A 14,091-nucleotide genomic window follows, 5' to 3' on the forward strand; every position below is an offset into this window, starting at 1 on the left:
ACCAAAAAAAGGCGCGGCCTTGATTCAGCCGCGCCCTTCGCGTCAGACGGTCCGCACCGGCAGCATCTCCAGCGCCCCCGGATTCATCAGGCTGGACGTGTCGCCGAGCGTTTCGCCGAGAAATTTCTGCTTGATCAGCCGGCGCATGATCTTGTGCGTCCGGGTTTTCGGCAGGTCGTGGACGAGATGCACTTCGCCCGGTTCGTACGGCCTGCCGAGCGCCGCGGCCACGTGCCGCTTCAGCGCCGCCGGGTCGGGCGCTGCTCCCGGTTTGGCGACGATGAACAGGATCAGCTCTTCCCCCTTGAGCGGGTGGGGCACGCCGATCGCGGCCGATTCCAGCACAGACGGATGCCGGTTGACCACGTCCTCGATTTCGCCCGGTCCGGTGCGGCGTCCCGACACCTTGATCACGTCGTCGGCCCGCCCCAGGTGAAACCAGTACCCCTCTTCGTCCACCATGACGATGTCTCCCTGCCACCACATGTCCGTCCCCAGGGAAAAATAGGTGTCCAGATACCGCTGCGGATTTTTCCAAAACCCTCGGGTTTGCGCGGGCTGCGGCAGGGTAAACACGAGATAGCCCGGTTTTCCGGCCGGCACCGGCGCTCCCGACTCGTCCACCACGCGCGGGCCGACTGCCGGCGTCACGCCCAGGCAGGTGGCTTTGTGCGGCTCGACGCAGGTGGAGGAGATGATCTCGGCAAACACCTCCGTCCCGCCGCTGCCGTTGATGATCGGGGCCCTGCCGTTCGTCCACGACGCGTACCAGGTCCAGGTCTCTTCGTCGATCGGCTCGCCCGTGTGGCCGAGGATTCGCAAGGAGGAGAGGTCCGCCTTGGCGCGAAACGGTTCGGCGTACGTTTTCAGCAGGCGGAGCGCGGTCGCCGGCGCGCCGAACACGGTGACGCGGTGTTTTTCCACCAGGTCGTACAGCCTGCCGGGATGGGGATGCATCGGACTGCCTTCGTACATCAGATAGGGAGCGGCCACCGCATGGGCGGAAAACAGCGGGAGCTGCCCCATCATCCAGCCGAAGTCGGTCACCATGAAAAAGCGGTCGTCCGGGCGGGTGTCGTAGACGAACATGCCCACTTCCGCCGTTTTCACCGCGATTCCGCCGTGCACGTGGACGATTCCTTTGGGACTGCCGGTCGTGCCGGACGAATAGCTGACCATGCAGACCTCTTCCGCGTCCGTTTCCACGGTCGCAAAGACGTCCGGCGCATCCCGCAGCGCCTCGCTCCAGCGCCAGTCGCGGCCGGGCGTGTACAGCGCCTTTTCGCCGAGCCGTTCCGCCACCACCACCGCCTGCACCGCAGGAGCCGAGTCCAGCGCCCTGTCCAGCACGTGCTTCAGCAGGACCGGCTGCCCGCCGCGGTAAAACCCGTCGGCCGTCACCACCGCTTTGGCCTCCACGTCCCGCAGGCGAACCGCCACCGCCTCGGGGCCAAACCCGGAAAAGAGCGGCACGGCCACGCCCCCTGCCTTGTAAATGCCGTACAGGGCGATCACCGTTTCGGGAATCATCGGCATGTAAATGGCGACGCGGTCTCCCCTGCCCACACCCAGGCGGTTCAGCGCGTGGGCGAAGCGGTTGGCTTCCCGGTACAGCGCGTCAAACGTGAAACGCCGCTCCTCGCCGTCCTCCCCTTCCCAGAGCAGGGCCAGCCGCTCCGCCGTCTCCGCCTGAAGCGCCCATTTGTCCAAAAAGTTGTGAACGAGGTTGATTTTCCCGCCGACGAACCACTTCGGCCACGGCAGGCCGCGGGACAGGTCGACGACGGTATGGTACGGGCGGGTGAACCGGATGTCGGCAAAGCGGAGAAACGCCTCCCAAAACCAGCCCACGTCCTCCTCCGAACGCCTCAGCAGTTCCCGGTAGTCGGCGATGTTCTCCTGCTCCATGAAACGCCACAGGTTGCTGCTCCTGAGCTGTTCTTCCGACGGCACCCACGCGACGGGACGGCTCCTGGTCATGTGCTCCCCTCCAAATTTAGTCCGAATAGTTTGAAAACAATTTCTTTTCATCATTTTCGTATGGGGGACCAGCCCCTGTCAATACGCGGCGGAAATACGACCCAGCGAGGAAACAAATGGCGGAAAGTGAGGCACACTACGGGAAGGAATCCGGGCTGTCCGTCAAAACGAAAACGGCAAGCGGACGGGCGTGCCGTCATACCCTTGATGGTGAGACCGATTGGGAAAGAGGAGGCGGTATCCCATGAAGACGTCCGACCCGGACGAGGTCGTCCGCGGCGCTCCCAGCAGACAGGCGCTGCGGACGGCGTACGAGCTGATCCTGACGCGCATCTGGCCGCGCATGGCGGCCCGGCAGACTCCGAGCGGCGGCGCGTCCCCGAACGCGCCCCCTCCCCCATCATCCACCGGCAGGAGCATGGTTCATGAAGATTCGACTGATACAGAACGGACTGATCACCCAGATTGACGACCTCGACGAGACGCGCACGCCGCCCGACAACGGCTTTTACTGGATCGACGCCACCCTGTTTGACCTCGATGTGCTGCAGCCGCTGTTCGGCCTGCACGACCTGGCGATCGACGACTGCCTGGACGAGGAGGAGCAGCGGCCCAAGCTGGAGGTGTACCACGATCACTACTTCATCGTCATCAACCACGCGGAATTCCGCGACCAGGACATCTTTTTGCGAGAGGTCAACATTTTTTTGGGCGGCCACTACATCATCACCGTCACCAAGCATCCCCATGGAATCTACCCCCGCTTGCTGCAAATCGTCAGGGAGGAAGAACTGAACCGGCCGGACGCGTTTCTTTACCATCTGGTGGACCAGATCGTGGACCAGTATTTTCAGGTGATGGAACACATCGAGGAACTGATCGAAAAACTGGAGGAAGACATCCTGCTCAACGTGCGCAAAACGCAGTTGAACCAGATCATCGGCCTTCGCAGCGAAGTGCTGTACGCGCGCAAGATGCTCCTGCCGCAGCGCGATCTGATCGATGCGCTGCACACAAAAGAACTTCCGCTGATCGAGCCCCGTCTGCGGAAGTACTTCGGCGACATATTGGAAAACGCGGTCAAGATCGTGGAAAGCTTCGAGACGTTTCGCGACCTGATCGGCAACCTGCGCGAAGCGTACCACTCCGCCGTGGCCGGGCGGACGAACGACATCATGCGCATCTTTACCGCCCTGACCACGATTTTCATGCCGCTGACCATCGTGACCGGCATCTACGGGATGAACTTCGAATACATGCCGGAGCTGAAATCCCGGTACGGCTACTACATCGTCCTCGCGTTCATGGCCGCGCTCGGCTTGACGATGTTCTGGATTTTCAAGCGGAAAAAGTGGCTCTGAGGAGACTCGCCGCGTGATTTCATACCAGTCCGTCGCAGGCGACGATCATCAGTTGAAGCCGCTTCGACAGGTCGTACTCGTACGGCGACGCCACCGGCTCCCCGTTCTCGTCGTAGAGAATGCGAACGATGGGCCTGCTGGGCATGCCCTTGTTGGAATCGACGACCACGCCCGACTCGCCCGTGTTGAGCGTCACCGACAAGCCCAGCGGATAGAGGGAGATGGTGTCCCGCATGCTCTCCACGAATGTCTTGGCAAACAGTGTATCCGTCCCGGCAAACAGCTTCTCCATCGCTTCGTGAGGCAGAAGCGGCGGGCGGTAGATGCGGTGCGTGGTCAGCGCGTCAAACACGTCGCAAACGGTCACCAACTGGGCGTACGGATGGATTTCCCCGCCCTTCAACCCGCGCGGGTAGCCTGTCCCGTCCAGCCGTTCGTGGTGCTGATACGCGCAGTGGGCGGCCAACAGCGGTATGTCTTCCTGCCGGCGCAGCAGTTCAAACCCGTACTCGGCGTGCTTTTTCATCACTTCATACTCTTCCGGGGTGAGGCGGTCCGGCTTTTTCAGGATGTCGTCGGGAATGGCCATCTTGCCGATGTCGTGCATCATGGCGCCGATGCCGATCTCCAGCACCTCTCGTTCCGAAAAACCGGATTTGATCGCCAGCGCGGTGCCGTACAGCGTCACGTTGAAGGAGTGGGAGAAAATGTAGTGATCGGAGGCGCAGGCATCGGCCAGCAGGTTCATCGCCGAGCGGCAGCCTCTCAACTCGTCCGCCATCCGGGACAACACCTGCCGCAGTTGGCGGCCCAACTGCCTGTCCGTAAACACCTGCTGCCATTTGTGCGGAAACTCGTGCACCGAGCGGAACGCGGTTTGAATGACGCTCATCGCTTCCCGCCGGGTTTGCTCCGACACGGGCGTTTCCAGCACGATGTCTTCCGTGCGCTTGTCCTGTATGTAAAGCGTGGCAATGTTCATCTGTTTCAGCCTGTCCAGCATGCGCTGCGTCAATTCGACGCCGGCGCCCACGAGGACGGTTCCGTTCTCCGCGTAAATGGCCCGGGCCAGCGTGTCGCCAGGCCGGCACTTGTGGATCGAGGTCAATCTCATGTCCATTCTTCGCCTTTCGTCATAGTACCCCTATTATAACGCGATTCGATCGGCTTCTACATTCTTTTTCTCGACAAGGCCGCCCATGTCGAAACGAGGAACCCGTTCGACACGCGTTGGACTGCAGGGCGCAGCAGCCGAGCCCCGCGATTCCATGAAAAAAATCGCCTCCGTCTCTGCCGACCAAGGCGATTTTTTCACGCAATCCGTATTGCTTCGCGTCCGGACAGGCTAAAACATTTTGCGGACGGCGTCGCGGCCGATCGTGCCGGGGGTGATCCCCAGGCGCTCCGCCGTGACCGTCACCGATTCCAACGGAGCGTCCAGCAGCTCCTCGATCGTTTTGACCCCCACCGCGCGGCCGGCGATAATCTCCCGGCTGGCCAGGCGTTCGTTCAACAGGCCGACGTCCAGCGCGCCGCACATGATGTACCCTTTGTCCGTGGTGACGGCCAGCAGTGTGGTCTTGGGCAGGCGCACGGTCACGGCGATGGCGGTTCCCTCTTCAAAATGGACGGGTGCGATCTCGATCATCGCGGATTCCTCCTTTGTCTCCAAATATCCGTGGCGCTACCATCCTATGACATCCGGCCAGAAAGGGTGTAATCGCGGAAGGTCAATGCACCAGCGGGGAGGGGGACTGCTCGTCTTCCATCGCCACCTTGCGCTTCATCACCTCGATCATGTAGGTGGCCAGCATCTGAAACAGCTCTTCCTCCTCCATGTCCGACACCAGGCGGAGCAAATCCTCCCGGGACTGTTCCGCCAGGATGCCGACGACGATGGCAACGATGTCCTCCTCGCTGCCGTTGAAGTGGCCTTTGTACATGTTGTACACTTCGTCGATAAACCGCATGATTCGCTCCTCCTTTCCCCTGTAGCATGCCCCATTCGCCGGGCGGGTGTGCAGGATCGCCGTCAGATGGACACGGGCAGCCAGCGCGGTTGAAAGCCGGCGCGAACCAGTTCGTCATCCCCCAGCGTCACGGCGAGGATTTCCCGCAGCAGTTCCGGGAGGTAAAACCGAATCTCGCCGCCGTCCGCCAGTTCCGGGAACAGGCGGCTGAACATGAACATATCCACGGTGCCGACCCGATACGTCCGCCCGGGCTCAAGCGGCTGGCCGTTCACTTCGACCCGCTCGATGTCCGGCCGCTCGCCCGGGCGGTACCACACCCGCAGGCCGTCGATGCCCATCCAGCCGATCTGGATGCCCCGGAAGCCGAAACCGCGCAGTTCCCGCTGCACCATCTCCGGCTGGACGGCCCGCTTCAGCACCCCCAGCAGTTGTTCCCCCGTCAGCGTGACGGCGCAGGGATTGATGGGATGCGGCACGCAGGTCAGCAGGTCTTTGTACGACACAGTGCCCCGCTTCAGCGGCGCAAGCAGCAGCCCGCCGTTGGCCAGCCCCACCTCCGCCCCGGTCCATTTGCGTAGGCTGGCGGCCAGCACCGAACCAAACGGCGTTTCGTTCGACCATCCGATGTCCAGATCCGCCGAGAGAGAAACCGCCGGACGCGCCAGCAGGGTTTCGGCCGCCTGCTTTTCCCGCCGCAAAAAGTCGTCCAGCTCCGGTTCGGGCAGATAATCCTTCGTGCGAAACAGCTCGGCGCACAGACCGCTCACCTGTTTCGCCGCCGCATCCCAGGTCAGACGCACGTGTCCGACATGCTCGCCATAACGGCCCGCCTGGGCGATCAGCGTGCGGCCGATGCGCTCGCCGTGCTCCAGCAGATGATGGGTGTGGCCGCCGAGGATCACGTCCAGGCCGTCCACCTCCCGGGCCAGCCGGCAGTCCGCCTGATAGCCCAAATGGGACAGGAGCACGATCACGTCCACCTGCGGACGAAGCATGGCCACCTGTTCGCGGATCAGCGGCAGCGGCTCGCGCAGATCCCACCCCATCATCCGGTAAAACGGGACAAACGGGATCGTCACCCCCAGGATCGCCACCCGCAGATCGGGCCATTGATGCACCGCGTACGGCACCGCCCACTGCGGCGTCCGCCCGCTCGCCGGCTCGATCAGGTTGCCGGCCACCACCGTAAAGTCGGCGTGTTCGTACAAAGCGTCCAGTTTCTCTTTGGGAAAGGTAATCCCCTCGTTGTTGCCGATCGTCACGTACTGGTACCCGCTCCGGTTCATCACCCCGACGTTGGCCCGCCCCCAGGTCGCTTCCGTTTTGAGGCTCATGCGGTCCACGTGGTCGCCGATGTCGACGGTCAGCACCCGCTCGCCCCGCGCTTCCCACCCCTGCCGGTTCTGGCGCAGGCAGGAGGCGATCTGCGGCATGTTGGCAAAGTTGCTGTGCACGTCGTTGGTGTGCAGAATGTGCAAGGTACAAGTGTCCGCCACAGCTCTCCCCTCCCTCTCGCAACTACTTCCAGATCGCTTCGCCGATCATCTGGATCCCCACTCCCAGGATCAGAACCCGCAGCAGCAGCACAATCGTTTTGCCTTTCAAGCGGGCGGCCAGGGCCGCCCCCAGATTGCCGCCGATCCAGGCGCCCGGCGCCAGCATGGCGGCGAACAGCCAGTGCACGTGATCATGCAGGATGTTGGTCGCGGAACCGACAGCGGCGGAGAACAGGATGACCAGCATCGACGTAGCGGTCGCGATGTGCGGCGGGAAGCGGAACAACACGATCAGTGCCGGCACCATCAGCAGGCCCCCGCCCACGCCAAACAGCGACGAGACGACGCCCACCAAAAAGGCGACCGCCACGGCTGCCCACCGCTGGTACCCGTACTCGTACTCGACGCCGTCGGGATCGACGAAGCGGCGCTTCACATCCCAAGACAGGTTTCGCGGCTTGATTTTGTCCTTGACCATCATCAGGGCAAACATGCCCAACTGAAACAGCCCGAACAACAGCGAAAACGTCTTCACTGGCAGTAGTGTATTCAGGTAGACGCCCGCGACAGCACCGGGGGCGGTGCCCAAAAAAAAGAGCAGGGCGGTCTGCACGTCCGCCTTTTTCTGCCTGATGTAGGAAATCGACGACGAGAGCGCCGTCACCCCGATGACCAACAGGGACGTGCCGGCCGCCACCTGCGGGCTGACGGAGCCCGGCTCGTAGGCGTTGGCAAAGTAAAGCAGCGCCGGCACAAAAAACATCCCGCCGCCCAGGCCGGCGATGCTGCCGATCATGCCGGCCACCAGTCCCACGACGAGAAACAAAGCCGCCATAGCGTAAACCATCTGCAAACCTTCTTTCGTACTGTTAGAACAGCTCCAGTTGACGCGGATTCAGACCCGTCGGCCGGACGTCCAGCATGTCCATGAACTGCTTGGCGTTGCCGGCGGCGTGCCCGCCCGAGTTGTTGTTGAACAGGATGCACACTTCCGCCGCCTCTCGGGCCACTTCCCGAACGCGCGGCACCCACTCCGCCAGTTCCGCTTCGCTGTACTGGTAGAGATAGCGGACATCCCGCCAGTTTTGCCCTTCGCCCGGATCGCGCCAGCCGGAGACGTTCCGCCCGTGAAAGCGGATCAGGGCCAGCTTGGGGTCGGTCACGGCGACGACGACAGGGACGCAGCCGCTGCCTGCCTGCGGCTCGTCGCAGAGGACGTGTGCCGCCCCGATGGTTCTGAGAAACTCCAGGGTCTTCTCACGGTAGCGCGGCTCAAACCAACTGCGGTGGCGAAATTCCACGGCAAACGGATACGCGGCCAGCGCCTGCCGGCAGGCCTGGACGTACTGCACGTGCTCCCGCGTGCAGTCAAACCAGGGGGGATATTGAAACAGCAGCGCTTTCAGCTTGCCCGCCTCCACCAGCGGCTGGATGCTCTCCTCAAACTGGCGGAACAGTTCCCGCCGATCCAGGGGCGCTTCACTGCGCTGGTGGCCGGTCATCGCCTGATGCGGCTTGACGATGAAGCCAAAGCAGTCCGGTGTTTCACGCGCCCACGTCTCGTAATGGCGCTGCGGCAAAATGGCGTAAAAGGAACTGTCCAGTTCCACGATGGGGAAGTGGCCGGCATAGACGGACAGCTTGTCCCGGCTGTGCGTCCCCGGGGGATACAGGTCGTAGTGATCTCCCCAGCCGCACACTCCCACATGGATCGTATTCATCTCAGCGCATACCTCCAACACCAACGGGGGAAGAAATGACCAATCGTTCAGGAACCGGCCCCTGCCCGTTCGTTCATGGCGGGACCCCTTTGCGATTAAGCATACCAAACTATGCCGGGAGGGAAAAGTGGCGAATGCCTCCCGGTTGCGCACCGGACGGCCCATGGTACAATCGACTGTAACAAGTCATGTTTGCTTGTGCCGTTGATGCACGCCACATTCCTGACGGAGGAGAAGCCGCATGTACGACGATCTGATGGGCCATCCCTTTGCCAGTCGAAACGCTGTTTTGTCTCTGGCCCGGCACACGGCCAAACGCCTCCTGGCCGAAGCGCAGGAGGCGTTACCGTACGAGTATTCCGCGCTGCTGACAGGGCGCGGCTCCATGGTGACCGGCTATCTGACGATGCGCTCGGCCGGCCACGGCAGGCACGCGTTTTCGTGGGACGCCCCCTCCTTTTTTCAGGCGCTTGCCACCGTGAGGAAGACTGGCGTCCAGTGGGTCGGCGTCCTGCACAGCCATCCGACGACCCCGCCCGTTCCCTCCGAAGCAGACCAAAGCGGCTGGCACTATCCCCAGCTCGCCTACTGGATTCTCGGCCTCGCAGGCAGGCGCCCCGACCTGCGGCTGTACCAGTGGTCGGACGGCCGCTTTGTCGAGCGCCCCTACGCGCTTGCGGACATCACCGGAAGCGTCGTCTCCACGGGAGACGACACGCTGCCGCGCAGCGTTTGAACAACCATCCTCGCCTGACGGGAGGAAGGGGGATCACGGCTTCGCGTCTCGATCCGGGGTTTTGAGAGAACTGCCGATCGTCCGGATCTTCAGCTCGACGTTTACGTCGACAACCATCTGTTCCATAAAGGTTTTGGGGTCTCGCTTCAACGCATGGTACAGGTCCGGGTGGTTTTTCAACCGGGTGGTCAGCCGGAACACATCCGCTTTGAACTCGTCTTTCAGCTTGTTCGCCGTCGCGGTCAGCCGTTTTTTCAGCATGGCCCCGTACCACCGCTCAGCCTTTCGGATCTGTTCCGGTTCGGAAAAGGAGGCGCCCATGCATTGGTATTCGATCAGCTCCGTCTCGAGGAAGACTTTAAACGTGAGATGCGGCCGGCCATTTTGCATGGCAGGCTCGATTCTGCTTCTCCCCGCCAAGAGCTGAAGCCCCGTTTTTTTGCCTCCGGAACACGAGAAGGACAGAAGCCCCCGTTCAATTTCATTATGCAAAAGGGACAGGTCCTGCATTTGATCCGTTGAAAGGGTACCCACCATTTTTTGGCGGTCAAATACGGCCGCTTGTTTCATGTGTATCTTTTTGTTTTTGTCCAACGACGCTTTTACCAGGATGAACGGTATGTGTCCCCGAACGCTTTTGGAGACCACCCCCAGGTTGGACTCGGGCATCACCAGCGTCCGCTGTACATTTGCCGCCATCTCCGCCATGTGCAGTGCCGGGGTGGGTTGGGAGATGCTCGGCGTGGTAAAGAACCGGGAAACCGTTCCATCCAGCACGATGATTTCCGTGTGGCGTCGCATCTGGGGCAGACGGGTCAAAAAGTCGTACAGCTCGTTGATGCCGTTTTTCGCTAATTTTTCCCCCACCCCGATGAGCTGCAGGTGAGCCAAATTGGGAATGCGATCGCTAAGGGATACGATCCGCTCGATTCCTTCCGCGAACGACGGCGTCGTGATGACGATGTTCGTGTAGGCTTTACGACTGTTTGCCTGCGTACTGCCCCCCGCTCCCATATTCCCTCCTGCGCCTGCCGGTTCGACCACCTGTACGAGAACCTGGTACATCCGCATCTTTTTGCCTTTTTCAGTGGCCGGAGGCAGCTCGTCAACTCCGATGCCGACAATGACCGCGCGCTTCTCCAGCTCCCGGTAATCCCAGCATCCGGCAAGCAGGACGCCGATAAAAAGGATAACCGTGACGGCCGCGAGCCAGTTCCGCCGCCGTTTTGTCATGTCACATCACCGTCCTTGCGGGGAGAAGAGAGATGTCCCAGCTTGCGCCGCACAACAATGCACACCAGCATGATCAAGGGGTACGGAACGGTAAAAAACAATCCAACAAGCCCGACCTTGTCGGACCACTTCTGCATGGCGATCAAATTGTCGGGAATCAGCGACAAGACGAAGACCAGCGGCAGCAGCAGCACCATCCACCACCGCAACGCCAGGCGCGGAAACGTGCGATGGAACGAAAACGCACTGCTGAAAAAGAAGCCGAGGTGGGTGGTGTACGCGAGCGGAAGCCACAGGATGATCAGCAGCAGTTCGGCCCGCTCCACAAACTGGCGCACCAGCTCGATCGTCTTTGCCATGGTCACGACGGGAAAGGTCTGGGTGATGGTCACATCCGGACCAAGGGTCACCAGCGTGCCCAACACGAGAAAGGCGTAAAACATTCCCCCCGCGGCAATCGCGATCGACGTGCTGGCGAAAGCCTTCTCCTTGCGGGTGACGAACGGATAGTACAGAAACAGCACTTCAAAGCCGAGGAACGAATAAATCGTTTGGGGAAGGGCAGAAATGACGGGACGGATGCCGTCCTGAAACGGAATTCGCAGTTCGGTCCAGTCAGCGCGCAGATAGGCCAGCAGAAAAAACATGACCATCAACAACAGCGTGACGGGCAGCCCCGATTCGAACATGCGGATGATCGGCATCAGCCCGTTCCATGCGGGGTACACGAGCACCAGCAGCATCGCGGCGATAATGACTTCCACAGGCGTAAACGGCAGCATTTCCTCCCTCACCACTTCGGCCATGACGCGAATGCCGGTAACGGTGAAGAACAAGTAGTACAAGCCCCATGCGACGTTCAGCAGGCTGCCGATGATGGTTCCAAACAGCTTGGGATTGTAGTCAAACACGGTCTCATGCGGAAACGTGCGGGCCACCCGGTTGATCACCCACAGCGACGCGATCGCGCACAATCCCGCCAGGATGACGGTCAGCCACGCATCTTCCCGGGCTTTCTCCATCGCACCTCTGGGCATGATGAGGAACCCTACTCCCACAAAAACGCCGAATTCAAACATGACAAGCTGGGTCGGACTAATCGCGGGACGCTGTTCCAGTCCTTGCACGAGTGATCATTCCTTTCGCGGAAAATGCAGCCTTTACTTGTTCCGCCGGTCGCGGTGCATCATCGGGGAGTCCCCCGCTTTCTTTGGCTTGCGCGTTTTCAGAAACGCGGGGCGCGTTTGCAGCTTTTTCACCGGAATTCGAACCAGCATATCCGTCCAATCCCGCAAACGCAGCGGAGAAAGCGGAGCCAGATAGGGAACGCCGAATGAAACAAGCCGGGCTACATGGGCGTGGATGAGGAACAGGCCCAGGATGAATCCGTAGGTCCCCAATAAACTGCTGCATAACAGCAGAAAGAAACGAAGAATCCGGTACGTGATGCCGAGATAATACACAGGCGCCGTGAAGGAGGAGATCGCGGTCAACGCGACGATGACGACCGTCACGGGACTGACCAGATTGGCATTTACGGCCGCTTCCCCAATCACAAGCCCTCCGATGATGCTTACCGCCTGCCCGACCGGCTTGGGCAGCTTGACGCCGGCTTCGCGCAAAATCTCGATCATCAGTTCCATGATGAAAATTTCCACCAGAAAGGGAAACGCCACCTTGACCCGAGCGGCGTCCATGGAGATGAGGAGCCGAGTGGGAATCAGCTCCGGGTTGTACGCGACCAGCGACAGGTACAGTCCGGGCGTCGTGATGCTGAAAAACAGGGCGATCATCCGCACAAAGCGGATTAGCGTGGCGTACTGCCAACTGGTGTAGTAATCGTCGACGGTTTCCAGCAGTTGAAAGAACGTGATCGGCAGAAGCAGCGCGTGCGACGCCCCCTCGACCATGACCGCCACGTTTCCCTCGATCAGATAGGAGCAGGTGACGTCGGGCCGTTCGGTGGGGCGCAGTTGGGGAAACAGGGAGAACGAATTGTTCTCCAGGTATTCCTGAAGCTGCATCTGGCCGATCAGGCTGTCTGTTTCGATGCAGGAAAGACGCCGCCTCACTTCTTCCACGATGCGCGGATTGGCCACGTCCGCGAGGTACAATACGGCTGTTTCCTGCTTCGTCCGTCTTCCCACCACGACGGATTCCACCCGCAGATACGGGTCGCGCAGGCGCTGGCGAACCAGTCCGATATTGGTGTTGAGGGTTTCCACAAAACTTTCTTTCGGTCCAATGACGCTTTGTTCCGTTTCCGGCGGCTCGATGCTCCGGCCGTTTTCCTTCTTTACTCCGACAGCCAAACCGACTGGCTCGCCGTCCACCAAGAGCAGCGCTTTGCCGTACAGGATCTGCTCGATCGCGGTCTGCCAGTCCTCCACCCGCTGTGTGTCACTTGCGGACACGATGCCCTCCTGGATGAACGGGAGCAGGCTTCTCTCCTCCTTGTCCCCGGCCGGGGACGTCTCCTGAGCGGTCGGGAACAAGCCCGCTCTCTGCTGCAGGGACACGATCACCTGCCGGTTCAGGCGGTCGGGATCTGCCAGACTGCGCAGGAAGAACAGGCTGACATTCCTGTCCAGACACGTGAGGTGGCAGGCGGCAAAATCGCTGCTGCCGCCCAGCCGCTCCGTCAGCTCCTCCGCGTTTTTGACCAGCGACGCGTGAAGGGGCGTTTTCCCGATCGTGTTCACCGCTTGTTTTTCGCGTAACAGAAACCGCTTTGATTTATCCACCGATTTGCGCCAAAACAGGTTGAACTGCATAGGGGGTTCAAACCTTTCCTTCCATTCATTCCCTTCAAGCCTCTATAGTGTTGGCGAATCGCGGTCCAATTATGAATGGATCGACCTCCAGATTCCTCCCTCCACTTATCGCCTGAAAACGGAATAGAAAAATCCGGTTCGATCATACTACAGGTAAAACAGAAACCAGGGAGGAAACACGTGATACCGTATAAAGGCGTTATGTATGGTCTTTTTGCCGTCATTTTCATCGCGGGGTTCATTGCAAGCATCTGGTATATAAAAAAACAGGAAACCAAAGAACTGGACAGCAGCATCCGTGAAACGACCGTAAAACACCCGGTCGCAGCCAATGTGGGAATGATCGTCTATCTCATCGGGTTTGCCGTGCTGTTGGCAGTTGTTATCGTCACGTTTCTCTATTACTAACGGGAGGAAGAGCGGCATGGAGAAAAAGCGATATTACGTCTCGGTTCAAGCAGGAACCATTCTCGAAAATCAAGGTGACGCCTCATACGAATTGGAAATCGAGGCGAGTGAAGTGGAGGTGGAAGAGCTTCGCAGCCTGTTCGATCAAAGGTGGACCAACGATTTTGATTCTTACCTCCGTGCTCACATCGTGGCGATTCCGTATCACGAGGATAAGGAAAACGATCTTCATGACGAGCACTTGCGGGACATATACGCCACTCTTTATCGACTCGGCACGGAGGAAACACGGCGCCATATTCAATCGATGGGACTTGTTTGAGCCCGTTTTTTCCGTTCACTTCGCCGTCCAATCGCCCTGCCGGCTCGAATGTTGTTCAGGTACATCATTTCAGCAGGAATAGGCGAA

Annotated in this window: 15 protein-coding genes; 5 read left to right on the forward strand and 10 right to left on the reverse strand. The window is 60.3% G+C overall.

The window, feature by feature from the left end; all coding sequences use genetic code 11:
* Positions 1-42 precede the first annotated feature (42 nt).
* Positions 43-1,980: an AMP-binding protein gene (locus tag FOI68_RS09535; protein ID WP_185973915.1), complete on the reverse strand. Its 1,938-nt coding sequence runs from the start codon at positions 1,978-1,980 to the stop codon at positions 43-45.
* 244 nt (positions 1,981-2,224) lie between these two features.
* Here FOI68_RS09535 and FOI68_RS09540 point away from each other — a divergent pair, with 244 nt between their 5' ends.
* The gene (locus FOI68_RS09540) at positions 2,225-2,449 is read left to right on the forward strand and encodes a hypothetical protein (protein ID WP_141669675.1); all 225 of its coding nucleotides are present in this window, start codon (positions 2,225-2,227) and stop codon (positions 2,447-2,449) included.
* Positions 2,406-3,341 (forward strand): magnesium/cobalt transporter CorA, encoded by a 936-nt coding sequence (corA, locus tag FOI68_RS09545; protein WP_065067205.1) that lies wholly within the window; start codon positions 2,406-2,408, stop codon positions 3,339-3,341. The genes FOI68_RS09540 and corA overlap by 44 nt, the downstream gene beginning before the upstream one ends.
* 19 nt (positions 3,342-3,360) lie before the next feature.
* On the opposite strand, the gene FOI68_RS09550 is transcribed toward corA, so the two are convergent.
* From FOI68_RS09550 to FOI68_RS09575, 6 genes are all read right to left on the reverse strand, one after another.
* Positions 3,361-4,455, reverse strand: coding sequence for an HD-GYP domain-containing protein (locus FOI68_RS09550; protein WP_044897142.1), 1,095 nt, complete (start codon positions 4,453-4,455; stop codon positions 3,361-3,363).
* Positions 4,456-4,686: 231 nt separating this feature from the next.
* The gene (locus tag FOI68_RS09555) at positions 4,687-4,989 is read right to left on the reverse strand and encodes a YunC family protein (RefSeq protein WP_029098348.1); all 303 of its coding nucleotides are present in this window, start codon (positions 4,987-4,989) and stop codon (positions 4,687-4,689) included.
* Between the two features lie 82 nt (positions 4,990-5,071).
* A complete protein-coding gene (locus FOI68_RS09560; RefSeq protein WP_029098347.1) occupies positions 5,072-5,311 on the reverse strand; it encodes a DUF6154 family protein in 240 nt (79 codons plus the stop codon).
* A 62-nt stretch (positions 5,312-5,373) separates the two neighbouring features.
* Positions 5,374-6,810, reverse strand: coding sequence for a bifunctional metallophosphatase/5'-nucleotidase (locus tag FOI68_RS09565; protein ID WP_143862975.1), 1,437 nt, complete (start codon positions 6,808-6,810; stop codon positions 5,374-5,376).
* A 22-nt stretch (positions 6,811-6,832) separates the two neighbouring features.
* Entirely contained in the window at positions 6,833-7,657 is an 825-nt protein-coding gene (locus FOI68_RS09570; RefSeq protein ID WP_044897143.1) for a sulfite exporter TauE/SafE family protein, read from the reverse strand.
* A gap of 22 nt (positions 7,658-7,679) precedes the next feature.
* Positions 7,680-8,531: a DUF72 domain-containing protein gene (locus FOI68_RS09575; protein WP_143862976.1), complete on the reverse strand. Its 852-nt coding sequence runs from the start codon at positions 8,529-8,531 to the stop codon at positions 7,680-7,682.
* 241 nt (positions 8,532-8,772) lie between these two features.
* Between FOI68_RS09575 and FOI68_RS09580 the strand changes: the two genes are divergently transcribed.
* Positions 8,773-9,267, forward strand: coding sequence for a M67 family metallopeptidase (locus FOI68_RS09580; RefSeq protein ID WP_143862977.1), 495 nt, complete (start codon positions 8,773-8,775; stop codon positions 9,265-9,267).
* Between the two features lie 33 nt (positions 9,268-9,300).
* Here FOI68_RS09580 and FOI68_RS09585 read toward each other — a convergent pair whose 3' ends face one another.
* Genes FOI68_RS09585 through FOI68_RS09595 form a run of 3 tightly spaced genes read right to left on the reverse strand, consistent with a single transcriptional unit; the run spans position 9,301 to position 13,274 of the window.
* Complete coding sequence (locus tag FOI68_RS09585; protein ID WP_143862978.1) at positions 9,301-10,500, reverse strand: Ger(x)C family spore germination protein; 1,200 nt, start codon at positions 10,498-10,500, stop codon at positions 9,301-9,303.
* On the reverse strand, positions 10,497-11,627 hold the full coding sequence (locus tag FOI68_RS09590) for a GerAB/ArcD/ProY family transporter (protein ID WP_143862979.1): 1,131 nt from the start codon (positions 11,625-11,627) through the stop codon (positions 10,497-10,499). The genes FOI68_RS09585 and FOI68_RS09590 overlap by 4 nt, the downstream gene beginning before the upstream one ends.
* Positions 11,628-11,660: 33 nt before the next feature.
* A complete protein-coding gene (locus FOI68_RS09595) occupies positions 11,661-13,274 on the reverse strand; it encodes a spore germination protein (protein ID WP_143862980.1) in 1,614 nt (537 codons plus the stop codon).
* A gap of 180 nt (positions 13,275-13,454) precedes the next feature.
* On the opposite strand from FOI68_RS09595, the gene FOI68_RS09600 reads away from it, so the two are divergent.
* Complete coding sequence (locus tag FOI68_RS09600) at positions 13,455-13,682, forward strand: hypothetical protein (RefSeq protein WP_044897147.1); 228 nt, start codon at positions 13,455-13,457, stop codon at positions 13,680-13,682.
* A gap of 16 nt (positions 13,683-13,698) precedes the next feature.
* Positions 13,699-14,004 carry a hypothetical protein gene (locus tag FOI68_RS09605; RefSeq protein WP_044897148.1) on the forward strand — a complete coding sequence of 102 codons (306 nt, stop codon included), beginning with the start codon at positions 13,699-13,701 and terminating at the stop codon, positions 14,002-14,004.
* Positions 14,005-14,091: the final 87 nt, after the last annotated feature.

Source organism: Brevibacillus sp. LEMMJ03, assembly GCF_007197875.1.
Lineage (GTDB): Bacteria > Bacillota > Bacilli > Brevibacillales > Brevibacillaceae > Brevibacillus > Brevibacillus thermoruber.